The following is a 24,870-nucleotide window of genomic DNA, read 5'->3' as shown; positions in this document are numbered from 1 at the left end:
ACAAGAACACCATGTTACAAGTTGCATTTATTAGAGAACACAAAGAAGATGTCATCAAACGTTTAGCAAAACGAAATATTGACGCTTCTCAAATGATTGAAGAGGTTATCACACTTGATGAAGCGCGTAAACAGATTCAAACACAATTAGATAATACACTTGCCGAGTCCAATAGTATGTCTAAAGAAATTGGTAATCTTTATAAATCCGGAAAAGCAGCCGAAGCCAATGTGCTAAAAGAAAAAACAGCGCAACTTAAAGAAGCATCTAAAAGCTTAGGTGACCAACTTAATGCAACGGTAGACACGCTTAATAATTTGCTATATAAAATTCCGAATGTGCCTCATGAGAGTGTTCCTAAGGGGAGTTCTGAGGAAGACAACGAAGAAATTTATGCAGAAGGTGATATCCCAAAACTTCATGATGGCGCACTTCCACATTGGGAATTAGCCAAGAAGTATGATATCATTGATTTTGAATTAGGTAATAAAATTACTGGAGCTGGTTTTCCTGTTTACAAAGGAAAAGGTGCCAGATTACAGCGCGCTCTAATCGCTTACTTTTTAGATAAAAATATTGATGCTGGCTATACTGAATATCAGCTCCCTCTTTTAGTAAACGAAGCGTCTTGTTATGGTACAGGTCAATTACCAGACAAAGAAGGACAAATGTACCACGACTCTCGTGACAACTTATATTTAATTCCTACTGCAGAAGTTCCAGGAACTAATGTGTTTAGAGATGTTTTATTAGCTGAAAGCGATTTACCAATAGGTATTACTGGATACACCCCATGTTTTAGACGTGAAGCTGGAAGTTATGGCGCTCATGTGCGTGGATTAAATAGACTACATCAATTTGATAAGGTTGAAATCATTCGCGTTGAGCATCCTGAGAATTCTTATAAAGCTTTTGAGGGTATGATTGATCATGTAAAAAGTATTTTACGCGAGTTAAAATTACCTTATAGAATTTTACGTTTGTGTGCTGGAGATACTGGATTTCCTGCTGCAATGACTTATGATTTTGAAGTATTCTCTACGGCTCAAGACCGTTGGTTAGAAATTTCTAGTGTGTCTAATTTTGAATCTTACCAAGCGAATCGTTTACGTTTACGTTTTAAAAACAGTAACGGTAAAAACGAATTGGCACATACTTTAAACGGAAGCTCATTAGCATTACCAAGAGTTTTAGCTGGTATATTAGAGAACTATCAAACCGAAGATGGCATCAAAATCCCTGAAGTTTTAATTCCGTATACAGGATTCAATAAAATCTAATTTTGTAAGAAATTTACTATTTAATATCGTTTAAATGCTAAAAAAAGACGTTGTTCAACGATTTTTTAGCATTTTCCTTTGTTTTTTAATTTATAATTGTGATGTTAGTAATCCAAATAAGAACTAACCTACTTATAATGAAAAATATTAAACGCTTATTTTTGTTAGTGACATTAATTGTCATGGCAAGTAAAGTTTTTCTCTAAAAGCTGAGAAGACATCAACGACCTTAACGTAAAACAGAATATCTGAATCATTTTGTAAAGAATAGATTAATAGCACATTTATTTTGTTGGTAATGCCTAAACTTACGTTTAGGCATTTTTTTGTGCAGTACCCAAACTAAGTACGTTAAGACGAAATTAAATTGGTATCTATGGAATTAATTATAAAAACATTCACAATATCTAGACATTGCATTTGTTATATTTACACAAACTAATGGCATGAAGCAATTATTTATCGTAGCGTTTTTGTTGGTTTCCGGTTTTGGGTTTTCTCAAAGCGAACAATTAGCTGAAGACTATTTCAAACGAGGAGAGTTTGAAAAAGCCCTCTTGTCGTACCAAAAATTAAACGAAAATAAAAATAGCTCAAAGTACATCAATAAGATCATTGAAACACTTCAGCAGCTAGAACGCTATAGCGAAGCACAAGAGGTGATTTTAAAACGTCTGGAACAAATCAAGTATCCAGGACTTATCGTTGAACTTGGTTATAATTACCAGTTAATGGATAGTATTGACCAAGCCAATAAACACTTTAATGATGCTTTGCTTAAAATTGAAGAAAAACCAAACTACACCTTCGGAATAGCTAAAAAATTTGAAGACCATTCCCTATTAGACCTGGCTTTGGAGGCTTATAAAAAAGGTATGGAAATGGATCCTCAGTTTAATTTCAACTTGCAAATGGCTCGTATTTATGGTGAGCAAGGTAATATCGAACTCCTGTTTTCAAACTATATCGATTATATCGAAGCCAAACCAAGTTTTCAGAGTAACGCCAAACGTGCATTCAGTGATTTCATTTCAGAAAACAAAGACAATGAGAACAATCTTATTTTAAGAAAGCTGCTACTTTTAAAACTACAATCCAATCCAGAACCGTATTGGTATGATTTATTGAGTTGGTTGTACATTCAGCAAAAAGAGTACAATAAAGCCTTCACCCAAGAAAAAGCATTGTATCGTCGAAGTCAGGAAAGTTTGAGTCGTATCTTAGATTTAGCATTGACAACAGTTAAAGAGAAAGAACGCGATATTGCTAATGCAGTTTTTCAGTTTGTTTTAGATAATTCGCAAGATATCGAGACCAGATTAACGGCACATCAATACATTCTCGAGATGGAAATTGAAGATGCAGACAAAAAGCAACGCGATGAAATTGATGAGAAATTCAATAATTTGTTTGAGCAGTATGGTAAATACGAACAAACGATTTCCTTACAAATTGCCTACGGAAATTTTCTCGCCTTCCACAAACATCAACCAAAGATTGCTAGTGATTTTTTAAAAACAAGCCTAGAATTACAACTGTCTGCATTTCAGGAAGCCACCGTGAAATTAAAATTAGGAGACATTCTTGTGTTTCAGGAGCGATTTAATGAAGCTTTGATTTACTACACGCAAATTCAAGCCAATCTCAAAAACAGCACGATTTCTCAAGAAGCGCGATTTAAAGTCGCTAAAACGAGTTACTATAAAGGTGATTTTACTTGGGCAGAATCGCAGTTGAAAATATTAAAGTCATCAACATCACAATTAATTGCCAATGATGCTTTAGAGCTAAAATTGCTCATTTCAGATAATAAAGATGAAGATTCGTTACAAACCGCTTTGAAATTATATTCCAAAGCCGATTTGATGTCCTTTCAAAATAAAAATAATGAAGGTATTGCGCTTCTAGACAAAATTTTAACCGAACATAAAGGCGAAACTATTGAAGATCAAGCTTTGTTTATGCAAGCCAAATTGTTTGAGAGAACCAAGCAAATTGATAAAGCTGTAGCGAGTTACGAATATATCATTGCCAATTACAGAGACGAAATTCTAGCGGATGATGCTTTATATTTCTTAGCCGAACTATACCAAAACGAACTTGCTCAACCAGAAAAAGCTAAAGAACTCTACGAGAAAATTATTTTCGAACACCAAGACAGTATCTACTTTATTGAAGCTCGAAAACGCTTTAGACGATTACGTGGCGATGCAATAAATTAACAAAGAATCTCAGTAGGCAATAGTTTAGGATAATATACTTTTTTTCATCTAACATTTTTCAAATTTTGTTCTAAACAACTCAACACCTAAACAATAATGCAAATCGCCGAAACCACCAGACTCCTCCTTTCCAAAATCACAGTAGACGACGCACCATTTATTCTAGAATTAGTAAATACACCAGGTTGGCTCAAATACATAGGTGACCGCAATATCAAAACTGTTGAAGCGGCAGCTGAACATATAGAAAACAATCAGGTTAAATGCTATGAAAAGCATGGTTTTGGGTATTATAAAATGCAGGTAAAAGCAGAAAGTCTAAGAACTATTGGAACTTGCGGATTACTAAAACGTGACAATTTAGATTATGTCGATATTGGGTTTTCAATGCTTCCAGAATATCATGGCAAAGGTTATGGCTATGAAGCTACTAATGAAATCATGAAACTCGCCAAAAATGAATTTGGTATAAAAAACATCTGTGCTATTACGCTCCCAACAAACAAACCATCCATTAATCTTTTGGAAAAATTAGGCTTATCTTACCAAAAAACAGTAAAACCCTTTGAAGACGACGAAGAACTTCTGTTATTTGCAAAAGATTTATAAGAATTTATCATTCCGCACTTAATGCAGAATCCACAAAAATAATACAATGATTATATACAACGTCACTATAAACATAGACGATACAGCTCATGACCAATGGTTAGATTGGATGAAGAACGAACACATTCCGCAAGTATTAGGAACAGGGAAATTTGAAAAAGCAACCTTATCACAAGTTTTGGTTGAAGAAGACATGGGAGGACAAACCTACTCAATTCAATACCGTTCATATTCTCGAGAAGCTTTAGATGCCTATTACAGAGAGGATGCTGATCGATTACGACAAGAAGGCCTTAAAAAATTTGCAGATAAAATGTTAGCCTTTAGAACCGAGCTTCAAATCATAGATGAATACAACGTAAAATTTAAATAACGTGTCAAAGAACTATCAAGTCAGAGCAAAAAAATATTTAGGTCAGCATTTCTTGACCGACGAATCTATAGCTCAAAAAATAGTAGATAGCTTATCACTTAAAGGCTACAAGCATGTGCTTGAAATAGGCCCAGGAATGGGTGTTTTAACAAAGTACTTACTTAAAAAAGATACGACAACTCATGTTATTGAAATCGACACCGATTCGGTTGCTTTCCTAAAAGCCAATTATCTCAATTTAGCAAATCGTGTTCATGAGCAAGATTTTTTAAAGTACGATTTAACTGAAATTTTTAAAGACGAATCCTTTGCTATTATAGGCAACTTTCCCTATAATATTTCAACACAGATTGTTTTTAAAACCTTGGAAATGCGTGATCAAATCCCAGAGTTCTCAGGGATGTTCCAAAAAGAAGTCGCAGCACGTATTTGCTCAAAAGAAGGCTCTAAAGTGTACGGGATTCTTTCTGTATTGACACAAGCATTTTATGATGCTGAGTATTTATTTACAGTTCCACCAGCGGTTTTCAATCCGCCACCAAAAGTAGATTCTGGTGTATTACGACTCAGAAGAAAAGAAAACGTCACATTGCCAGTTGACGAAAAGCTATTTTTCAGAGTTGTGAAAACAGCATTTCAACAACGCAGAAAAACATTGCGAAACAGTTTAAAAACTTTCAATCTTTCAGATAATTTAAAAGCAAATGTTATATTTGACAAACGTCCAGAACAACTGAGTGTTGATTCTTTTATAGAACTCGCACAACTCATTGAAAACGACGATGAAAATTAGCAAAACCATCAAGTTTGATCGAAGAGAAAGAAAATATCCAATTTGAACTTACCGATGAACTCATTGAGCAAGTAGAGCACTTTGTCACTAATAAAGATGACAATGCCTTAACAACGCTATTAAATGAGTATCACTTTGCTGATGTTGCCGAAATTTTAGATGAACTAAATTTAGAAGATTCGGTTTACGTCATCAAATTGTTAGATTCTGAAACGACCTCTGAAATTCTAACAGAGCTTGATGAAGACATCCGAGAAAAAATCCTTGAAAACTTATCTGCAAAGGAAATTGCAGAAGAGGTCGAAGAGCTAGATACTGATGATGCTGCCGATATTATTGCTGAACTACCCGAAGAACGTCAAGCAGAAGTTATCTCCAATATTGAAGATGACGAGCACAGAGAGGAAATTACTGAGCTCCTAGCTTATGATAAGGATACAGCAGGTAGTTTGATGGCAAAAGAACTGGTTAAAGTGTATGAAATCTGGACTGTCGATGAATGCTTACGCCGCATTAGAGGCCAAGCCGAAGAAGTTACTAGAGTACATTCAATTTATGTCGTCGATAAAGAAGAAAAATTGATTGGTCGTTTATCGCTTAAAGATTTAATTGTCGCCAAAAGCGAGCAAAAAATTGCAGATATCGCCAAAGACAATGTAGACTGGGTTAATGTTGCCGATGATGTTGAAGATGTTGCAAAAGTGATGATCAAATACGATTTGGAAGCCATTCCAGTTGTAGATGATGAGCAAACCCTATTGGGTAGAATTACCATTGATGATATTGTTGATGTCTTAAAAGAAGAAGCCGATAAAGATTACCAATTAGCAGCAGGTATTACACAAGATGTTGAGGCCGATGATAGCATTATCGAACTCACCAGAGCGCGATTACCATGGTTATTCCTTGGTTTAATTGGTGGTGTTGGCGCCTTTTTAATCATGGAGGGTTTCGAAGACGCATTTAAAGGAGAAGCTTTTGTTCTATTCTTTTTTACACCATTAATTGCTGCGATGGCAGGGAATGTAGGAGTACAATCTAGCGCAATTATTGTCCAAGGTCTCGCTAATGATGACGTTAAAGGAAGTGTCAATAGCCGTTTAATAAAAGAGATGCTACTCGCCGCTCTAAACGGAACCATTTTAGCTTTATTTCTATTTCTATTCATCTGGGCAACCAAAGGCGACTTTACGACTGCACTAGCCATTTCAGTGTCACTAATTGCAGTAATCATTGTTGCAGGATTGATTGGTACGTTTGTACCTCTATTTTTAGATAAAAGAGGTATTGATCCTGCTATTGCCACTGGTCCTTTTATTACAACCAGTAATGATATCTTTGGGATACTCATTTATTTCTGGATAGCCAGATTGATTCTTAATATTTAGAGCGTTCCCTTCCAGGTCGCGCTTTCCGTTTCAATATTTTGCAACAGCAAAAGGATTTTCTCTTCAATCCCTAACGCAAAACTTTGTAACTTTAGACAAACAAAAGTCACTTAATTATGAAATCCATAAATATTAAAGAAAAACATGCATTGTTTACCAAGCAATGGCACCCACATCGTATAGCAACCGTAGATAATATGCAAGTCATATTGGCCAAAATAAAAGGCGAATTTGTTTGGCATAGTCATGATGATGAAGACGAGTTATTTCAAGTGATTAAAGGCACACTTTATATGCAATTTAGAGACCGAACAGAAGTCATTAAAGAAGGTGAACTCATCGTAGTCCCAAAAGGTGTAGAACATAATCCATTCACTAAAGATGGTGAAGAAGTACATTTACTGTTATTTGAAAAATTGAACACAGCACACACTGGAAAAGTACAACACGAACGGACACAAACTGAATACCCACAAATATAAAATCAGTAATCGTAAAGCTGAACTGCCACATTGAGCGCAGTCAAAGTGTCTCATAATTATTGTATTTACCAAAAAAATCCTGCCTTAATAGGAAGTACTCATGAAAATCCTTCATCTAGATACCAATCATCCACTACTCATTGAGCAACTCAATGCTCTCGGGTTTACCAATGATGAAGACTATACCGCTTCAAAAGAGGTTATAGAAAGCATAATCCATCAATACGATGGTTTCATTATTCGTAGCCGATTTAAGGTTGATAGACAGTTCATTGATTCCGCAGAAAATCTAAAATTTATTGGTCGCGTTGGAGCGGGGTTAGAAAATATAGATTGCGATTATGCAGTAAAACAAGGCATCAAATTAATTGCTGCTCCAGAAGGCAACCGAAACGCTGTTGGTGAACACAGCCTAGCAATGCTATTGTCTATTTTTAATAAGTTGAATAAAGCCGACAATGAAGTTCGTCAAGGGAAATGGTTGCGTGAAGCAAATCGCGGACTAGAACTCGACGGAAAAACAGTTGGTCTTATTGGTTACGGGAACATGGGGAAAGCCTTTGCTAAAAAACTTAGAGGTTTTGATGTACAAGTACTTTGTTGTGATATAAAACCAAATGTTGGAGATACTAACGCAACACAAGTATCGCTAGAAGAGCTTCAAGAAAAAGCAGATGTATTGAGCCTACATACTCCCGAAACGCCTTTAACAATTAATATGGTAAACACTCAATTTATCAATGGTTTTAAAAAATCGTTTTGGTTAATTAATACGGCTAGAGGGAAAAGTGTCGTTACCCAAGATTTGGTTTCAGCTTTAGAATCTGGTAAAATTCTTGGTGCTGGATTGGATGTATTGGAATACGAAAAGTCATCATTTGAAAATTTATTTTCATCAGAAATGCCAGAGAGTTTCAAGTATCTTATTTCCGCAGAAAATGTGATTTTGACACCTCACGTTGCCGGTTGGACTATTGAAAGTAAAGAAAAATTAGCCCAAACTATCGTAGACAAGATTAAAGCAGAATTTTGTTAACTTTATAGAATCAACATTATTCAGTCAAAATGCAATACGAAGCTACATCACCAGAAGACTATATTAGTCAGCTACCAGAAGAACGTCAGGCTCCAATAAAAAAAATTAGACGAATAATTCTCGATAATCTTCCAGAAGGATTAGAAGAACAGATGAGTTATGGTATGTTAGGGTTTGTAATTCCTCACTCTGTTTATCCAGATGGCTATCATTGTGACACCAAATTACCTCTTCCCTTTATGAACTTGGCATCACAAAAGAATTTTATTGCTATTTACCATATGGGAATGTATGCAAAAAAAGAATTGTACGATTGGTTTGTATCCGAATATCCAAAACATTGTAAATACAAATTGGATATGGGAAAAAGTTGTGTGCGTTTTAAAAAGATTGATGATATTCCATACGATTTAATAGAACAACTTATAGGAAAAATGTCTGTAGACGAGTGGATAGATATTTATGAAACAGCAATAAAGAAATAATGAAAAAACGAGTTACAGGAATAGGAGGTCTTTTTTTTAAAACAGAAGACCCTAAAGCATCAAAAGATTGGTATAACAAACATTTGGGGTTCAATACCGATGATTATGGGTGTACCTTTTGGTGGAAAGATAAAGAAGGAAATGATTGCTCAACTCAATGGAGTCCATTTAAAGAAGACACCAAATACTTCGGGCCTTCAAAAAAAGACTTTATGTTCAACTATCGTGTTGAAAACTTAAAAGAATTATTAGTAACTTTAAAAGAAGAAGGTGTCGAAATAGTAGGCAAAATGGAGGAACATGACTACGGAAAATTTGGCTGGATACTTGATAATGAAGGCAATAAAATTGAACTTTGGGAACCAGTTGACCAAGCTTTCAAGTAGTATTGTAACAAATTCGTCATTTAAACTACTCATAAATAAACGATTATTATGACTGAAGAAAATAACAGCGACAACAACTTAGAAGACGATTTAAATAACGTTGTAGAATCTCTTGAAGATTCTGTAACCGAAACTTCAGGTGCAATTTCCGACAAATCTAAAGACTTAAAAGAAAACGCAAGCGACGCCTTAAATACTGCAAAAGAAAAGGCTTCCGAATTAGCCGCTGATGCCAAAGAAGTTTTAGGAAATGCAAAAGATAAGGCCACCGAATTTATTAAAGGCGACGGAAAAGAAATGTTCGATAATACTAAAGATAAAGCATCTGAGCTGGCAAGTGACGCAAGTGAAAAGTTAAGTGACTTTGCTGATAGTGCAAAAGAGAAAACTGCAGAGTTTGCTGAAGATGCTAAAGAGACCTTCAATGAGGCCAAAGAAAAAGCTTCTGAATTAGCCAGTGAAGCAGGTGAAAAATTCGAGGAATATGCAGATGTTGCTAAAGAAAAAGCAACAAAGTTTGCTGGAGAAGCTAAAGAAGTGTTAGGCGATGCCGTTGGGAAAGCCTCTGAATTTGCTGATAAAGCAGAAGACAAACTAGAAGATATAGCTGGAGATGCTAAAGAGACATACACAGAAGTCAAAGAAAAGACCAAAGGGTTCTTTCAAAGGCTATTTGGAAAAAATTAATTTTATAAAAGCATTTTTATTAACTTTATACCATAACCATAAACTAAAATATAATGTCTGACGATAACAAAAATTTAGGCGACGATCTTAACGATATGTTGGATGATGCAAAAGACAGTGCAAAACGCGCAGGTGACAAAATAAGTAGTTCTGCCAAAGAATTTTCAGAAGATGCAAAAGAGTTTGCAAGCGACGCTAAAGAAAAAGCAAGTGAGTTTGCAGATGACGCTAAATCCTCTGCAAAAGAATTTTCCGATGGGGCTAAAGAAGTATTTGACAAGGCATCAGGTACTAACAAAAAAATATTAGCAGGGGTTTTAGGTATAATCTTTGGAGGTTTTGGTGTACATAAATTTATTTTAGGCTACAATAAAGAAGGTGGTATTTTATTAGGTATCTGGATACTTGGCGCTGTTTTATCATGTGTAGGCATCGGACTTCTACTCATTTGGATTCCAGGAGTTATTGGACTAATTGAAGGAATTATCTATCTTACAAAATCAGATGAAGAATTTTACAACACTTACCAAGTTGGAAAAAAACCTTGGTTTTAAGCATGTAATTTAAACCAAAGAATTATCCACTTTGGTTTTTTTGTAATGATTATCATCGTAATATTGCGATATTACGATGATAATCATTATATTTACATTCAAATACCAAATTATGGGAGTCACCAAGCGTTTTATTTATACCGAAGGCATTAATGAAGTTGCCAATATTGCAAAAGTATTCGCACATCCTGCTCGTGTAGCTATTCTAAAATACATTAGTGAACAGGAAGGTTGTATTTGCAATGATTTGGTAGATGAAATTGGTTTGTCACAAGCTACTATTTCACAACATTTAAGTGTAATTGGTGATGCCGGTCTATTGAAAGGTCGTTTTGAAGGAAAGAAAAAATGCTATTGCCTCAACTTAGAACGTTTTGAAGAGTTTCAAACTTTATTAAACTCCTTTTTTATTAAAACAACAGCCAATTGCTGCTAGTCAACCCATAATGGGTATTAATTTATCTTACTCAGCTGCAAAAAACTAAATTATATACAACATGAAAACACAAGAACTTTTCTCAATACTAGAACAACATCAAGACAAATCATTACTTTTTGAATATGCTCCTAATAGCTTTGCAGGCGCAAATTATCATATTACCGAAGTCAAACACATCAAGATAGATGCTGTGGATTGTGGTTCTCAAATGGATTCTTGGAATGAAACAATTATCCAACTATGGGAAAGCCCGTTGGAAATCCACAAAACCAAATACATGTCTGTTTTAAAAGCTTTAGGGATTTTAAAAAAAGTAGGGAAAATGAAATCTTATGATTTAGATGCTGAAGTGAAATTTGAATACTCCAACACCTCATTTCATACTGCTCAACTATTTGTAAACGAATTCAAAATTGAAGATAATAAACTCGTCATCCAATTAAGAGTTGAAAAAACAGATTGTAAAGCCAAAGAATTGTGTGGTGTCCCAGAAACGATTGTAAATACTTTAGAGAAAACCAAAGAAAAGGTGGAAGCATGTTGCACTCCTGATGGTAATTGTTGTTAATTTACACTATGAAAAACATACTCGTTCTTTGTACAGGTAATTCATGCAGAAGTCAAATGGCTCATGGATACCTCAACCATTTTACAAAAGGAAATACTGCTATCTATAGTGCCGGAATTGAAACCCACGGCATAAATCCTGGAGCTCTAGCAATTATGAAGGAAGATGCTATTGATATCTCAAATCACACGTCTAATCATGTTGATGAATACTCAGATATTGATTTCGATTACATCATAACCGTTTGTGATCATGCCAACGAAAATTGTCCTTACATTCCAAGTAAAAATGCAATGAGACTTCATCACAATTTTTTTGATCCTTCAAAAGTAATTGGAACAGATGAAGTAAAACATGTTGCATTCTTAAAAGCGAGAAATGAGATCAAGGACTACTTTAGGGTATTCGCTAATCAATATCTTTAGTCTTCACCAAATCCATAATCCAAAGGCAAAGAATCTCCAACACGTTGACGCCCCATATCACCGCCAAAAAGCACATCTGGTATTGGCGCATAATTACCATATTGATCTACTTTAAATTCATTAACCGTAGTTTGTATGATCGATTCAATAACATCTTTGTAAAAGATATCTAATTTCTCTTTTAAAGCTATCGTTTTATGACCATAGTCATCTACATTAGAAATTGTAAAATACCCATACGGATTCACTTTAAATCCTTCAACTCCAAAAATGTAACCTTTCTCTTCTAATTCCTTATTATATAGTGCTCGCATGAAATGCTGAACAGAACCTTTATAGGTATTAACTCTATTTTCGACGATACGTTTCTTTTGTTTAGTATCTAAGTCTTTGTATAAAGAAGTCCCTGTATATTTAACAGATGATGCACCCCAATTACCTATCGTCATTTCAAAATCCACAATCTCAAAACTTATTTCGTACCGCAAATTCCTATTTTTCACAATTATAGGAGTTTTGGACCAAGCCGTTATAGTTCTGTCCCGTTTATTGTAGCGTAGTTTTATATCTTTTTCATTTAAAATCTTACAAGATTGTCCATTTTTAGATTTACCTAAAAATTCTCCTTTAAACTTTTTCATTTTCAACTCTCTAGACATACCATCATCTGCATCAATAATAACCGTATCCAGTTGGTCAAGAGATTCTTTTAAGAAAATTGTTATGCTCGTTTTACTACGATAATCAGCAATAAACACTTTTTCGTAACCCAAATAAGAAACTACTAAAGTAGATTGTACTGCATCTGTAAATTCAATGGAAAACTCTCCTTTATCGTTTGTGGCTGTTCCTATGGTGGTGTTATCGAAATAAATACTAACGGACTCTAGTGGTTCATTGGTTACGATATCTAAAACCTTTCCAGAAAATAGTTGTGCATGAGTTATTGTAACACATAAAAAAAGAAAAAATGAAAGGACTCTATTCTTCACTATGACCCGAAAATTTACGTTCCAACTCAGCTTGAAACTCTTCCATAACAGGTTTTACAGTGCTTTCAGGTAAATCTGCAATCTTAATATACATCAACCCATCAACAGAGTTATTGAATAATGGATCCACATTAAACGCTACCAATTTTGCATTCTGCTTGATATACTTTTTAAGTAAAACAGGTAATCGTAACGCTCCTGGTTCTACTTCATCAATAATCTTATCAAACTTATTTAAATCGGCTTCGGCTTCATCAAAAACAAAGTCTTTATCAGCATCTTTAAGTTTTACTTTAAATTCTTTTTTAGGATGTACATATTGAGCAACATAAGGATCATAATAATGTGATTTCATAAACTCAATCATCAAGGATTTCGAGAAATTTGAAAATTGATTACTAATACTCACACCTCCTATTAGAAATTTATGTTCTGGATAACGTAAGGTTGTATGCACAATACCTTTCCAAAGTAAAAATAAAGGCATTGGTTTTTGTTGGTATTCTTTAATAATGAATGCCCTACCCATTTCTATGGATTCACTCATCATTTTATACAATTCTGGTTCAAATCTAAACAGATCTTGAAGATAAAATCCGTCTATGCCATAGCGTGCATAAATCTTAGATCCCAATCCCATACGATACGCACCTGCCAATTTTTTGCTTTCTCTATCCCATAAAAACATATGATGGTAATAGGTATCAAAACTATCCAAATCTATAGCTTCATTGGTCCCTTCACCAATAGCTCTAAATGTGATTTCACGCAATCTTCCAATTTCATGAAGAATATTAGGAATATGTTCTGCAGGTGTTAAAAACACCTCATAATTCTTACTTTCCAACAATCTAAAGTCACCTTTACGTAATGAATCAACTTCGGCAGCCATTTTCTCTGTACTTACAGAACCAACAATCCGTTTTGGTGGTTTTGCAGGTGGCTTAAGCGTATTGGATATATTATCTAAAATTTTAGATTTATCCTCAAACGCATTAGACAGCATATACGTTTTTCGTCTTATAAATTCTGAAAAGTCAGATAAGGTTTCATGCTCTTTTTGATCATTGACTGAAATCGGTTTCCCAATTCTAACCTTTATGATTCGGTTTTTCTGAGTCAATACTTCTGAAGGTAATTTTGCTGTTCTAAACGTATCGCTAATCTTCGAGAGCTTATAAAACAACTTACTGTTTTTTGCATGGAAATAAATAGGAACTACAGGGACCTCCGCTTTTTTTATCAGTTTCATTGCCGCTTCTTCCCATGGTTTATCAACTACGAGTTTTCCATCTTTATAGGTTGATACTTCTCCTGCTGGAAATACACCTAAAGGATGGCCTTCTCTTAAATGGAGAATAGAATTTTTGAAACCTGCAATACTAGACTTAACATCTTTTCTGTCTTCAAACGGATTGACAGGCATGATATAAGGCTTCAAAGGTTCAATGCGATGCAATAAGAAATTCGCAATGATTTTAAAATCTTTACGTTGTTCAATCATTAATTTCAGAAGTAAAATTCCATCTATACCTCCAAGCGGATGGTTAGAAACTGTGATATAAGCACCATCTTTAGGTAAGCGTTTTAAGTCTTCTTCTGGGATTTCAAATTTTATTTGAAAATCATCTAAAATCGCATTTAGAAACTCCCCATCTTTCAAGTGTTTGTTACGCTTGTACACTTTGTTAATCGTAGATATCTTTAAGACCTTCATCAACAACCAACCAACAAAAGTGCCGAAAAAACCATATTTGTCGACATTAATGGCTTTTGCTACTTCCTTAGCAGTTACTAATCCTAAATCCTGTTGTTTGGTCATAAGTGTAAATGTACTAAATAAACTACTTAGTTACGATTTGTAATGTTTCTTGGGTTAATTGTTTCAATAGCAGTTCTTTGTCCTTTTCTATGGAAGAGATGGCCTGCTTATCATAATGTCTAACAGTATAAAGACTCACATTTTCGTAAGATGTTACCTTAAATTTTGCTTTTAAATGCTGAAGCAATCGATCAAGGTTGTTATAGGTATTATCAAAGCATACTGAAAAGCTAATTGCAGAGTTCTGGATAACATCTACCTTCATTTTATATAAATGAAGTAATTTAAAAATTTCACTGATATTTTCTTCTAAGATATAACTGAAATCCAAAGATGACAACGATATCAATACCTGATTTTTCTTTACGATATAACAAGGAATATTAGGCTCAATCCCCAAACCTTTTCCAACGCGTGTGCCTGCGTCTTTAGGATTCAAAAACGATTTCACAAATAATGGAATTTCCTTCTGCTGAAGTGGCTGTAATGTTTTTGGGTGAATTACAGAAGCACCATAAAACGCCAACTCAATTGCTTCTCTGTACGAAATACTATTGAGCAATTGCGCATTTTCAAAATATCGCGGATCTGCATTTAGGACACCTGGTACATCTTTCCAAATGGTTACGTTTTCAGCATTTATACAGTATGCAAAAATTGCGGCTGTATAATCACTACCTTCTCGGCCTAATGTCGTTGTGAAATTATTAGCATCACTTCCTAAAAATCCTTGAGTAATATTAAGCACCTTAGTATCAAAGTTGGTTTTTATATTGTTTTGTGTTTGTTCCCAATCCACATTTGCACTCCGATAATAATCATCAGTTTTAATAAACTCCCGAACGTCTATCCAGTTGTTTTTCACTCCGATGTCATTAAGATACTCACTTATAATTGTTGTAGATGTCAGTTCTCCAAAACCAATAACCTGATCGTAAACAAAGTTATAATCTGGAGATTTGTTTCGGTTTAAAAAATAATCTAAGTCATCAAAAATGGATGCGACCTTTTTAAAAACAGGGTGTTGCGTATGTTCAAAAAGATCCAACAGAATTTCATTGTGATACTTTTTAACCTCTTGAATCGAGCTTTTCAGCTCTGTTTTATTATCAAAATAGTTTTTGATAACCAATTCTAAGGCATTGGTTATTTTCCCCATTGCTGAGACAATGACAAGTGTTTGTTCGTAACCTACCTGCTCTAATACAGTAGCCAAGTTTTTGATACCTTCGGCATTTTTAACTGATGCGCCACCAAATTTAAATACTCGCATGCTAAATATTTGCTATATAATTTTTAATTGCTTCCTCATTAAGCTGAACCACGTCCCAATCTCTCATGACCTTCGCTCCTTTGCTTTCATAAAATGTTATGGCTGGCTCATTCCAGTCAATTACTTCCCAGCTTACCCGTTTTACTCCTAAACTATGCCCATATTTTACGACTTCATCTAATAGTGCTGTTCCTAAGCCTGTACCTCTTTTTTGTTGACTTATAATCAAATCTTCAAGATGAAGTATAGAGCCTTTCCATGTAGAAAATCTTTTATAAACCAACGCAATTCCTTCGACAACATCATCACATTCGGCAACAAAACAGACAAATTGCTTTGGGTCTTCAAAACCGCCTTTTTCCAAGTCTTCAATTGTAACTTCTACAGCATCTGGTTCTTTTTCAAAAATCGCAAGTTCAACTATGAGTTCTAGTACTCTTGGCAAGTCTTTTTTAGTCGCTTTTCTAATGAAAAATGTCATGCCTTTTCTTTAGGCCAAATATAATCTAAAACTTAACAATTTTATCATATAATAATCATACTATAACGTTGTAGTTGATTAAAAAAATAAGATATTTGCAAAAACAACCGCACTACATGTCAAGAAAAAATCAAACACTAGGTGAATTTATAATAGAAAACCAATCCTCTTTTAAATACACTTCTGGTGAGTTATCACGTCTTATAAATTCCATTCGTTTGGCTGCTAAAGTGGTCAATCACGAAGTTAATAAAGCTGGTTTAGTTGATATAATTGGAGCAGCAGGTGACACGAATATTCAGGGTGAAGACCAACAAAAATTGGATGTTTATGCCAATGAAAAATTCATCCAAACCATGACTAAACGTAATATAGTCTGCGGAATAGCAAGTGAAGAGGAAGACGATTTTATTTCGATTAACAGTCAGGATGAAAACCATCAAAACAAGTATGTGGTATTAATAGACCCATTGGATGGCTCATCAAATATTGATGTGAATGTTTCCGTAGGAACCATTTTTTCCATTTACAGACGTGTAACTCCTGTCGGAACTCCCGTAACCATAGACGATTTTCTTCAAAAGGGAAATCAGCAAGTTGCTGCAGGTTACATCATTTATGGGACTTCAACCATGCTTGTTTACACAACAGGTGATGGCGTTAATGGATTTACCTTAAATCCAGCAATTGGCACCTTTTACTTATCACATCCCGATATGCAGTTCCCAGAAGACGGTAAAATATATTCTGTTAATGAAGGAAACTATAACCACTTTCCGCAAGGCATAAAAAACTACATCAAATACTGCCAGATGGAAGAAGGTAACCGTCCATATACAAGTCGTTATATTGGATCTTTGGTATCTGATGTCCACAGAAATATGATTAAAGGTGGTATTTATATGTATCCAAAAAGCTCTAAAAACTCAAATGGAAAACTACGTTTACTTTATGAATGTAATCCAATGGCATTTATAGCAGAACAAGCTAACGGTAAAGCTATTGATGGATTTACCAGAATTATGGATATCGAACCTACCGAATTACATCAACGCGTCCCTTTTATCTGCGGAAGCAAAAACATGGTAGAAAAAGCTGAAGAATTTATGCGTGAGGCATAAAAAAAGCAACCCTAAAGGTTGCTTTTTTTATGCCTAAAATTTTTATTGATTCATTGTTTTCATACGCTCAATAAAATCGTCTAAGTCTACTTCGTAATGAACTAAGGTTAAAGCCTTATCGGTAATATACTTTACATTGTCTTGATTGAAACCTAGACCAATGCATAATTTTTCTAGCAAACGCACCTGAGCTTCACCCTCAATATGATCTGCCCAAACCATACGTGCCAAATCGTAAAGACGTCCTAATCGGGTATCGTAAGATAATGGTGGGTTTATTGGGTGACTTTGATAGTCCTTTAAAATCGTTTTATATTCGGTTTCTGTAATATCTAAACGCGTTGCTAAACGGTCTAAAAAGGCTTTTTCAGCTTCATTAATAATTCCATCACTCATCGCAACTCTAACGATTGCCGCAAAATGATCTTCATTACGTTTTTGAAATCCGCTTTCGAATAATTCTGAAAATGACATATATTTTGTTGTTTAAGTGCCACAAAGATAGTTTTATTAATACATTTTAACAATACGCAATAGCACAAAAATTTTATATTTGTACAAAATAAAATGCCTTGAGTAAATCCATTCTCTCGCAAACGTATGCACAGGTTTTGCAATCGCAAAATCTGCAGACTACTATTGCCCAAACTAAGGCAAAACTACATCTAAAAGGCCTCATTGGCTCTTCGCTTTCTCTAGTAATAACCGAAGCATTTAAATCTTCTGAATTACCATTCTTACTTATATTTAATGATAAAGAAGAAGCTGCTTTTTACCTTAACGATTTAGAAGTTTTGCTCAATGATAAAGATGTTCTTTTTTATCCAGGAAGTTATCGTAGACCTTATCAAATTGAAGAAACCGATAACGCCAATGTGCTGTTAAGAGCTGAAGTTTTAAACCGCATTAATTCACGCAAAAAACCTGCCATCATTGTCACCTATCCTGATGCGCTTTTTGAAAAAGTGGTCACACGTCGTGAACTCGAAAAAAACACACTTAAAATCGCTGTTGGTGATGACCTCTCTATAGATTTCGTCAATGAAGTTTTATTTGAATACCAGTTTAAACGTGTGGATTTCGTAACCGAACCTGGAGAGTTTTCAGTACGTGGTGGTATTGTAGATGTGTTTTCGTTTTCGCATGATGAGCCTTATCGTATCGAGTTCTTCGGAGATGATGTGGATAGTATTAGAACTTTTGATGTTGAAACACAACTCTCTACAGAACAAATCAAAAAGATTGGTATTATACCAAATGTTGCCAATAAATTTTTAGAAGAAAACAGACAAAGCTTCTTAAAATATATAGCACAAAAAACAGTGGTGTTTTCAAAAAACACCGACTTACTCTTTTCGAGAATTGATGATTTCTTCGGAAAAGCAGAAGAGACATTTAAAACATTGGCTTCAGAATTAAAACACTCTAAACCTGAAGAACTGTTTTGTGATTCAGAAGTATTGAAACGCCAATTGCTCGATTTTAGTTTAGTTGAGTTTGGTACAACCAGCCTATTTTCCGAAGAAAAAATTGAATTTAACACGGCTCCTCAACCATCGTTTAATAAACAATTCAACTTATTAATTGAAGATTTAAATACCAATCACGACAAAGGGTATACAAACTATATTGTTTGTGCAAGCGAACAACAAGCCAAGCGTTTTCATGATATTTTCGAGGACGTAGAAGAAGAGGTTCATTATCAAACTATTGTCGTATCCCTATATCAAGGTTTTATCGATCACGACCGAAAAATTACCTGTTATACAGATCATCAAATCTTTGAGCGTTATCATAAATTTCATCTTAAAAATGGCTATGCCAAAAAGCAAGCTATTACACTCAAAGAGCTTACCAATTTAGATGTTGGTGATTACGTGACGCATATAGATCATGGTATTGGAAAATTTGGCGGACTACAAAAAATTGACGTTGAAGGCAAAAAACAAGAAGCAATTAAATTGGTCTATGGTGAGCGTGATGTCCTCTATTTGAGCATTCACTCGCTTCATAAAATCACAAAGTTTAATGGCAAAGATGGAAAGCCTCCAAAAATTTACAAACTTGGAAGCAAAGCATGGAAAACACTTAAGCAAAAAACAAAATCACGTGTCAAAGAGATTGCCTTTAATTTGATTAAAGTCTACGCCAAGCGTAAACTCGAAAAAGGCTATCAATATAAACCAGATAGTTACCTTCAGCATGAATTGGAAGCTTCTTTTATTTATGAAGATACACCTGATCAAATCACGTCTACTGCAGATATTAAAGCCGATATGGAAAGTGAACGGCCAATGGATCGTCTCGTATGTGGTGATGTAGGTTTTGGTAAAACTGAAGTCGCTATTCGAGCCGCTTTTAAAGCTGTTGATAATGGCAAACAGGTCGCTATTTTAGTTCCTACAACAATATTAGCTTATCAGCACCATAAAACATTTACTGAGCGTCTCAAAGATTTCCCAGTAACTGTCGATTATCTCAACCGTTTTAGAACTGCAAAGGAAAAACGTATCACTCTTGAAAAACTTGAAAAAGGACATGTCGATATTATTATTGGCACACACCAACTCGTTAACAAAAATGTGAAATTTAAAGACATCGGTTTACTCGTTGTTGATGAGGAACAAAAGTTTGGTGTGGCTGTAAAAGAGAAATTAAAAACACTAAAGGATAATGTTGATGTCCTAACACTAACTGCAACGCCAATCCCAAGAACCTTGCAATTTAGTTTGATGGCTGCTAGAGATTTATCTGTCATTACAACTGCGCCTCCAAACCGTTACCCTATTGAGAGTCATGTGATACGCTTTAATGAAGAAATAATTAGAGATGCCGTAACTTATGAGATTCAGCGTGGCGGACAAGTATTTTTCATTCATAACCGAATCGAAAACATCAAAGAAGTAGCAGGGATGATACAACGTTTAGTTCCTGATGCTAAGATTGGTATTGGTCATGGACAACTTGATGGTAAAAAACTAGAGCAACTTATGCTTGCTTATATGAATGGTGAATTTGATGTGTTGGTGAGTACAACCATTGTAGAAAGTGGATTAGATGTCCCAAATGCAAATACTATTTTTATTAATAATGCCAATAATTTCGGGTTAAGTGATTTACATCAAATGCGTGGTCGTGTTGGTCGAAGTAATAAAAAAGCCTTCTGTTATTTTATTACTCCTGAATATTCTGCAATGACTAATGATGCCAGAAAACGTATAACTGCTTTAGAGCAATTTACCGAATTGGGAAGTGGTTTCAAGATTGCAATGAAAGATTTGGAAATTCGTGGTGCTGGTGATTTACTAGGCGGAGAACAAAGTGGTTTCATTAATGATATTGGATTTGATACCTATCAAAAAATTCTGAATGAAGCCATTGACGAACTCAAAGAAAATGAATTTAAGGACTTATATAAAGACGACGGAAAAGAGAGAGACTACGTCAAAGACATAACCATTGATACCGATTTTGAATTGCTCTTCCCTGATGATTATGTCAATAGTATTACCGAACGTCTTAATCTCTATACCAAACTCAACACCTTAAAAACTGAAGACGAATTACAAACCTTTGAAACAGAAATCATCGACCGTTTTGGCGAACTGCCAATTCAGGTTGTTGATCTACTCAATAGTGTGCGAATTAAATGGATTGCTACCAAAATTGGGCTCGAAAAAATTATCATGAAAAAAGGTCGATTTGTTGGTTATTTCATCAACGATCAAAAGAGTGCATTTTATCAAAGTGAGAATTTCACTAAGGTATTACAATATGTGCAATCGCGACCAAATGACTGTAAAATGAAAGAAAAACAAACTAGAAATGGCTTGCGTTTACTATTAACTTTTGAGCATATCAAGTCGGTTAAACAAGCATTGATCAGACTTCAGGAGATATGAAAGATTCACATCTAAGACATGTGCTTTGGCTCACCCTTGCTACTATTCTTATTAGTACTTCTGGAGCCTTAGGTAAGTATATTGATATGCCTATTGTTGTCATCATTTGGTGGCGATGTGCTTTAGCCTCCATTTTCCTGTTTGCGTATTGCAAGTTCAAAAAGGTAAGGCTTAAATTCAATTCTAAAAAGGAAGGACTAACGCTATTTATCACTGCGCTTTTTTTGGGCGCACATTGGATCACTTATTTCCATGCGCTAAAAGTCTCTAATGTTGCGATTGGAATGTTATCACTTTTCACATTTCCTGTCTTTACCGCTATTCTTGAACCCCTATTTGCAAAAGTGAAATTTGACCCTATTCATTTACTCCTTGGAGGTTTAGTGTTGCTAGGTGTTTATTTTTTAGCTCCAGATTTTGATTTAGAAAGTGCCCAATTAAAAGGAGTGTTTTGGGGTATTATTTCTGCTATTTGCTATGCCATAAGAACGTTAATGTTAAAGCAGCCTATTTCTGTATATAATGGTAGTATGTTGATGTTCTATCAAGTATTAGGACTAACAGTCGTTTTAGTACCTGTGCTATTTTTAAAAGACACGTCTGGTATAACAACGCAATATCCTTTTGTCATTATATTAGCCTTAGTTACCACAGCGATTGGCCACACCTTATTTGTGAGTAGCTTAAAATATTTCAAAGTGAGTACAGCAAGCATCATTTCTAGTACACAACCTGTTTTTGGGATTATCATTGCCTTTTTATTTTTAAATGAAATTCCAACTTGGAATACCTTTTTAGGCGGAACATTAATTATATCGACAGTCGTTATTGAAAGTATACGCTCGAAAGGAAAAAAATCCTGATATTTGGCTTGATATTTGAAATTGAAAATGTGTTTAAAATAAATTAAATACCAATGAAAAAACTTTTACTAGTAGTCGCTCTTATTCCAACCTTCATTTTTGCTCAAAATAGCATTAGTGGCGTGTTTTCTCCTGCTGAAGAATACACCATTGCGTTTTTATACCATGCAACGCCAACTGGAGCAGAATACGTCGATAGAACCGAGCTTTCTGAAGATGGTAGCTTTAGAATCGCTTTAGATTCTACTATGAATCCTGGCATTTATAAAATTGTGTATGCGCTGCCTCCTGAAGAAAATAACTTTGATTTTATTTACAACGGAAAAGAATCGGTTGGATTTACATTCAGCCTAAACAACGGGCTAGAATTTACAGATAGTAACGAAAACAAACTTTGGGCTTCCTACATTAAAAGTATGGAAATGGTCAATTTAACGCTTAGTAATTTTTACACTCAGGAAAGCAACGATAAAAAAGCCTATGCTGGTATTATTAAAACCCTAAGCGACACTCAAAAAGCCTATGAAGAGTCTTCAGCAGGGATGCTGAATTCAGCATTTACAAAAGCAAATTCACCATATATTCCTGAAGGTTTTGAAGATTTATCAACCTACTCAAAAAACTTGAAACGCACGTATTTAGATCATGTAGATTTCAGTAATACCTTATTACAAAGCTCAGATTTTCTAGTAGATCGCGTGTTGGCTTATGTCTTCGGAATGACTTCTAATTCTAACGACGAGAACTATAAGAAAGACGTTGATAGCTTAATGACTAGTATTGGAGAAGGGAATATTCATATCAAAACCATTTTATATGAAATGATTTGGAGACGTTTTAAAGACATGGATAATTCTGAAGTTGCCAATTATATTACCGATAAACATCTATTAGAGTTAAGCAAGCAAACCGGTTATGACACGCTCACCGAAGAGTTAGTAGTTTACAAAAACAATGCGATTGGTAACAAAGCAGCGAATTTTGACTTAGCCATCACCAAAGACGGAAAAACGATAACAACAACCTTACACGATTTAGATATCGCGAACAAATACTTAGTGATTTTTTGGAGTAGTACTTGCGGACATTGTTTAGACGAATTACCAAAAGTAAAAGAACTATTGGCAAATCATAAAGACTTAAAAGTAATTGCTTTCGGAATAGAAGATGCTGCTGAGGGCTGGCAAAAGGCCATTGCAAATTATCCGGATTTTATTCATGTGCTCGGTTTAGGAAAATGGGATAACCCAACCTCAAATACATACGGTGTAGAATCGACACCTTCCTTTTTCTTATTAGATGAAGACCAAAAAATTATAGCGAAGCCTTATGATGTTGAGGCGTTGAAGGCTGTGTTGAAATAGAAACAAGTTATAAAACAAATCCAATTATACCAACCTCTACAATACTTCGACACAGTTTGACCTGAAGAAGTCACTTTCCGTAGAGAATTAAAAAAGAAAACGTCCAACTCAAATAAATGAGTTGGACGTTTCTGGAGTCTAAATAACCAACCAAAATTTAGCTCCTTGTATTAACCCTAGGGTTTTCTTTTTTAGCAGTTTTCTGCTTCCGTTTTTTTAACTTTTTTGTGCCATCAATACGATTTCCTGAAGGATTTGCTTCTCTTAAGAATTGTATGTATCCACGACCTGTAAATTCGTAAACGGTTTCTGACGACGGATGAAATAATTCTATCCTTTGATCATTAATAACGCTCAACTCGAAGTATTCATTGTCGAAGAAATCATAATCTAGTGTTAATGTTTTTAAATACATATTATTGCTTATATCTCCAACGCCATAAACACCTGAATAATCCCAGTAGATATTATCAGGGTCTGAGATGTTTACATCTTGAGAGCTTCTAAACTCAGAGTCATTTCCGCCAGCTAAGAATTGTAAATAGTTTTCTTCATCAAATTCATTGATTACTCCCATTTCACTTGTATATGTTTTTTCCCATGCTTCATATTCCTGTAAGAAATAATGAATGTTATCATAGAATACAAAGTCGTAATCAAAGGTGTTTCTTTGGTATCCATTTAAGAAATACGAGGTGTCATTAAACGGGTTGTATAGTTCTATCGTGTTGTTATCTATTTGGTAGACATCAAAGGTTTCATACCCATCAATATCATGGTTTACATCTAATATCATGTTGTAAGCATCATAAGTTCCTACGTCAATTCCGTAACCGTTTCCTTGGTCACCAAAACCAACTAAGTTGTTATTGGCATACAGAACCCCATTTCTAAACGATATCGTAAATGCAATTTGTAAAAACGGTGTTTCACCATTTCCTGTAGTTTGATTGATATCAACATACCATAACTCGTATGAATTCAACAACTGGTTTAAAGAAATTCCAGGTTGATTATCAATGTCATGTATAATCACCTCATCTGTATAACAGGAGGTAAATAATGTTGCTGTTAAAGCAAAACTTAATAGTAGTTTCATCGTTTTCATTTGTCCGTTTTTTATCTAAAGTTAGTATCAAATGGAATTCACAAAACTTTTAAAATCTTATTTCTAAAATTCAGATTCTAAAAGTTTATGCTCATTTCATAATCATTGGTTTTTAGGGTTACTATTTAATAAGATTCAAAACGCGTGCCAAAAACGAAAGTCTATAGGTTTCTCTTCGGAAAACGCACATAAAATGCTTATTTTTGATTATCAATAT

Annotated in this window: 25 protein-coding genes; 19 read left to right on the top strand and 6 right to left on the bottom strand. The window is 34.6% G+C overall.

Annotation, left to right across the window (positions count from 1 at the left end; all coding sequences use genetic code 11):
- Positions 1 to 11 precede the first annotated feature (11 nt).
- The 15 genes from serS (at position 12) to V7719_RS11475 (ending at position 11,727) form a co-directional block, all read left to right on the top strand.
- Positions 12 to 1,280, top strand: a complete 1,269-nt coding sequence (serS, locus tag V7719_RS11545) for a serine--tRNA ligase (RefSeq protein WP_335730066.1) — start codon at positions 12 to 14, stop codon at positions 1,278 to 1,280.
- 446 nt (positions 1,281 to 1,726) lie between these two features.
- Positions 1,727 to 3,502 (top strand): tetratricopeptide repeat protein, encoded by a 1,776-nt coding sequence (locus tag V7719_RS11540; RefSeq protein WP_335730065.1) that lies wholly within the window; start codon positions 1,727 to 1,729, stop codon positions 3,500 to 3,502.
- Positions 3,503 to 3,598: 96 nt separating this feature from the next.
- A complete protein-coding gene (locus V7719_RS11535; protein WP_335730064.1) occupies positions 3,599 to 4,111 on the top strand; it encodes a GNAT family N-acetyltransferase in 513 nt (170 codons plus the stop codon).
- A 46-nt stretch (positions 4,112 to 4,157) separates the two neighbouring features.
- On the top strand, positions 4,158 to 4,484 hold the full coding sequence (locus tag V7719_RS11530; RefSeq protein ID WP_335730063.1) for a DUF4286 family protein: 327 nt from the start codon (positions 4,158 to 4,160) through the stop codon (positions 4,482 to 4,484).
- Between the two features lies 1 nt (position 4,485).
- A complete protein-coding gene (gene rsmA, locus V7719_RS11525) occupies positions 4,486 to 5,277 on the top strand; it encodes a 16S rRNA (adenine(1518)-N(6)/adenine(1519)-N(6))-dimethyltransferase RsmA (protein ID WP_335730062.1) in 792 nt (263 codons plus the stop codon).
- A 14-nt stretch (positions 5,278 to 5,291) separates the two neighbouring features.
- Entirely contained in the window at positions 5,292 to 6,665 is a 1,374-nt protein-coding gene (mgtE, locus tag V7719_RS11520) for a magnesium transporter (protein WP_335730061.1), read from the top strand.
- Positions 6,666 to 6,781: 116 nt separating this feature from the next.
- Positions 6,782 to 7,147: a cupin domain-containing protein gene (locus V7719_RS11515; RefSeq protein ID WP_335730060.1), complete on the top strand. Its 366-nt coding sequence runs from the start codon at positions 6,782 to 6,784 to the stop codon at positions 7,145 to 7,147.
- A gap of 100 nt (positions 7,148 to 7,247) precedes the next feature.
- Positions 7,248 to 8,183 carry a 2-hydroxyacid dehydrogenase gene (locus V7719_RS11510; RefSeq protein ID WP_335730059.1) on the top strand — a complete coding sequence of 312 codons (936 nt, stop codon included), beginning with the start codon at positions 7,248 to 7,250 and terminating at the stop codon, positions 8,181 to 8,183.
- 29 nt (positions 8,184 to 8,212) lie between these two features.
- Positions 8,213 to 8,668 carry a DUF1801 domain-containing protein gene (locus V7719_RS11505; RefSeq protein WP_335730058.1) on the top strand — a complete coding sequence of 152 codons (456 nt, stop codon included), beginning with the start codon at positions 8,213 to 8,215 and terminating at the stop codon, positions 8,666 to 8,668.
- Complete coding sequence (locus tag V7719_RS11500) at positions 8,668 to 9,054, top strand: VOC family protein (protein ID WP_335730057.1); 387 nt, start codon at positions 8,668 to 8,670, stop codon at positions 9,052 to 9,054. The genes V7719_RS11505 and V7719_RS11500 overlap by 1 nt, the downstream gene beginning before the upstream one ends.
- A gap of 48 nt (positions 9,055 to 9,102) precedes the next feature.
- Positions 9,103 to 9,741, top strand: a complete 639-nt coding sequence (locus V7719_RS11495) for a hypothetical protein (RefSeq protein ID WP_335730056.1) — start codon at positions 9,103 to 9,105, stop codon at positions 9,739 to 9,741.
- 53 nt (positions 9,742 to 9,794) lie between these two features.
- Positions 9,795 to 10,295, top strand: coding sequence for a hypothetical protein (locus tag V7719_RS11490; protein ID WP_335730055.1), 501 nt, complete (start codon positions 9,795 to 9,797; stop codon positions 10,293 to 10,295).
- Positions 10,296 to 10,407: 112 nt separating this feature from the next.
- On the top strand, positions 10,408 to 10,731 hold the full coding sequence (locus V7719_RS11485; RefSeq protein ID WP_335730054.1) for an ArsR/SmtB family transcription factor: 324 nt from the start codon (positions 10,408 to 10,410) through the stop codon (positions 10,729 to 10,731).
- Positions 10,732 to 10,792: 61 nt separating this feature from the next.
- Positions 10,793 to 11,302 carry a DUF6428 family protein gene (locus tag V7719_RS11480; RefSeq protein WP_335730053.1) on the top strand — a complete coding sequence of 170 codons (510 nt, stop codon included), beginning with the start codon at positions 10,793 to 10,795 and terminating at the stop codon, positions 11,300 to 11,302.
- Between the two features lie 8 nt (positions 11,303 to 11,310).
- Positions 11,311 to 11,727, top strand: a complete 417-nt coding sequence (locus tag V7719_RS11475) for an arsenate reductase ArsC (protein ID WP_335730052.1) — start codon at positions 11,311 to 11,313, stop codon at positions 11,725 to 11,727.
- On the opposite strand, the gene V7719_RS11470 is transcribed toward V7719_RS11475, so the two are convergent.
- From V7719_RS11470 to V7719_RS11455, 4 genes are read right to left on the bottom strand one after another with little or no spacing between them, the layout of a single operon-like run.
- A complete protein-coding gene (locus tag V7719_RS11470) occupies positions 11,724 to 12,719 on the bottom strand; it encodes a carboxypeptidase-like regulatory domain-containing protein (protein WP_335730051.1) in 996 nt (331 codons plus the stop codon). The two genes, V7719_RS11475 and V7719_RS11470, sit on opposite strands and share 4 nt — an antisense overlap.
- The gene (locus V7719_RS11465; protein WP_335730050.1) at positions 12,709 to 14,541 is read right to left on the bottom strand and encodes a lysophospholipid acyltransferase family protein; all 1,833 of its coding nucleotides are present in this window, start codon (positions 14,539 to 14,541) and stop codon (positions 12,709 to 12,711) included. Before V7719_RS11465 ends, V7719_RS11470 begins: the two co-directional genes overlap by 11 nt.
- 22 nt (positions 14,542 to 14,563) lie before the next feature.
- Positions 14,564 to 15,814 (bottom strand): aspartate kinase, encoded by a 1,251-nt coding sequence (locus V7719_RS11460; RefSeq protein ID WP_335730049.1) that lies wholly within the window; start codon positions 15,812 to 15,814, stop codon positions 14,564 to 14,566.
- Position 15,815: 1 nt separating this feature from the next.
- A complete protein-coding gene (locus V7719_RS11455) occupies positions 15,816 to 16,295 on the bottom strand; it encodes a GNAT family N-acetyltransferase (protein WP_335730048.1) in 480 nt (159 codons plus the stop codon).
- A gap of 116 nt (positions 16,296 to 16,411) precedes the next feature.
- Between V7719_RS11455 and fbp the strand changes: the two genes are divergently transcribed.
- On the top strand, positions 16,412 to 17,416 hold the full coding sequence (gene fbp / locus V7719_RS11450) for a class 1 fructose-bisphosphatase (RefSeq protein WP_335730047.1): 1,005 nt from the start codon (positions 16,412 to 16,414) through the stop codon (positions 17,414 to 17,416).
- A gap of 42 nt (positions 17,417 to 17,458) precedes the next feature.
- Here fbp and V7719_RS11445 read toward each other — a convergent pair whose 3' ends face one another.
- Entirely contained in the window at positions 17,459 to 17,890 is a 432-nt protein-coding gene (locus tag V7719_RS11445; RefSeq protein ID WP_335730046.1) for a TerB family tellurite resistance protein, read from the bottom strand.
- Positions 17,891 to 17,988: 98 nt separating this feature from the next.
- Here V7719_RS11445 and mfd point away from each other — a divergent pair, with 98 nt between their 5' ends.
- The 3 genes from mfd to V7719_RS11430 are packed head-to-tail and all read left to right on the top strand — an operon-like array spanning position 17,989 to position 23,545.
- The gene (mfd, locus tag V7719_RS11440) at positions 17,989 to 21,318 is read left to right on the top strand and encodes a transcription-repair coupling factor (protein ID WP_335730045.1); all 3,330 of its coding nucleotides are present in this window, start codon (positions 17,989 to 17,991) and stop codon (positions 21,316 to 21,318) included.
- Positions 21,315 to 22,181: a DMT family transporter gene (locus V7719_RS11435; protein ID WP_335730044.1), complete on the top strand. Its 867-nt coding sequence runs from the start codon at positions 21,315 to 21,317 to the stop codon at positions 22,179 to 22,181. Before mfd ends, V7719_RS11435 begins: the two co-directional genes overlap by 4 nt.
- A gap of 53 nt (positions 22,182 to 22,234) precedes the next feature.
- Positions 22,235 to 23,545: a TlpA family protein disulfide reductase gene (locus tag V7719_RS11430; RefSeq protein ID WP_335730043.1), complete on the top strand. Its 1,311-nt coding sequence runs from the start codon at positions 22,235 to 22,237 to the stop codon at positions 23,543 to 23,545.
- Positions 23,546 to 23,702: 157 nt separating this feature from the next.
- Here the strand turns inward: V7719_RS11430 and V7719_RS11425 are convergent, their stop codons facing one another.
- Positions 23,703 to 24,653 carry a nicotinic acid mononucleotide adenyltransferase gene (locus tag V7719_RS11425; RefSeq protein ID WP_335730042.1) on the bottom strand — a complete coding sequence of 317 codons (951 nt, stop codon included), beginning with the start codon at positions 24,651 to 24,653 and terminating at the stop codon, positions 23,703 to 23,705.
- Positions 24,654 to 24,870: the final 217 nt, after the last annotated feature.

Origin of the sequence: Psychroserpens sp., assembly GCF_036960315.1 — a bacterium.
Lineage (GTDB): Bacteria > Bacteroidota > Bacteroidia > Flavobacteriales > Flavobacteriaceae > Psychroserpens.
Note: the sequence above shows the minus strand (reverse complement) of the source record. Positions and strands in the feature narration are given on the sequence as shown.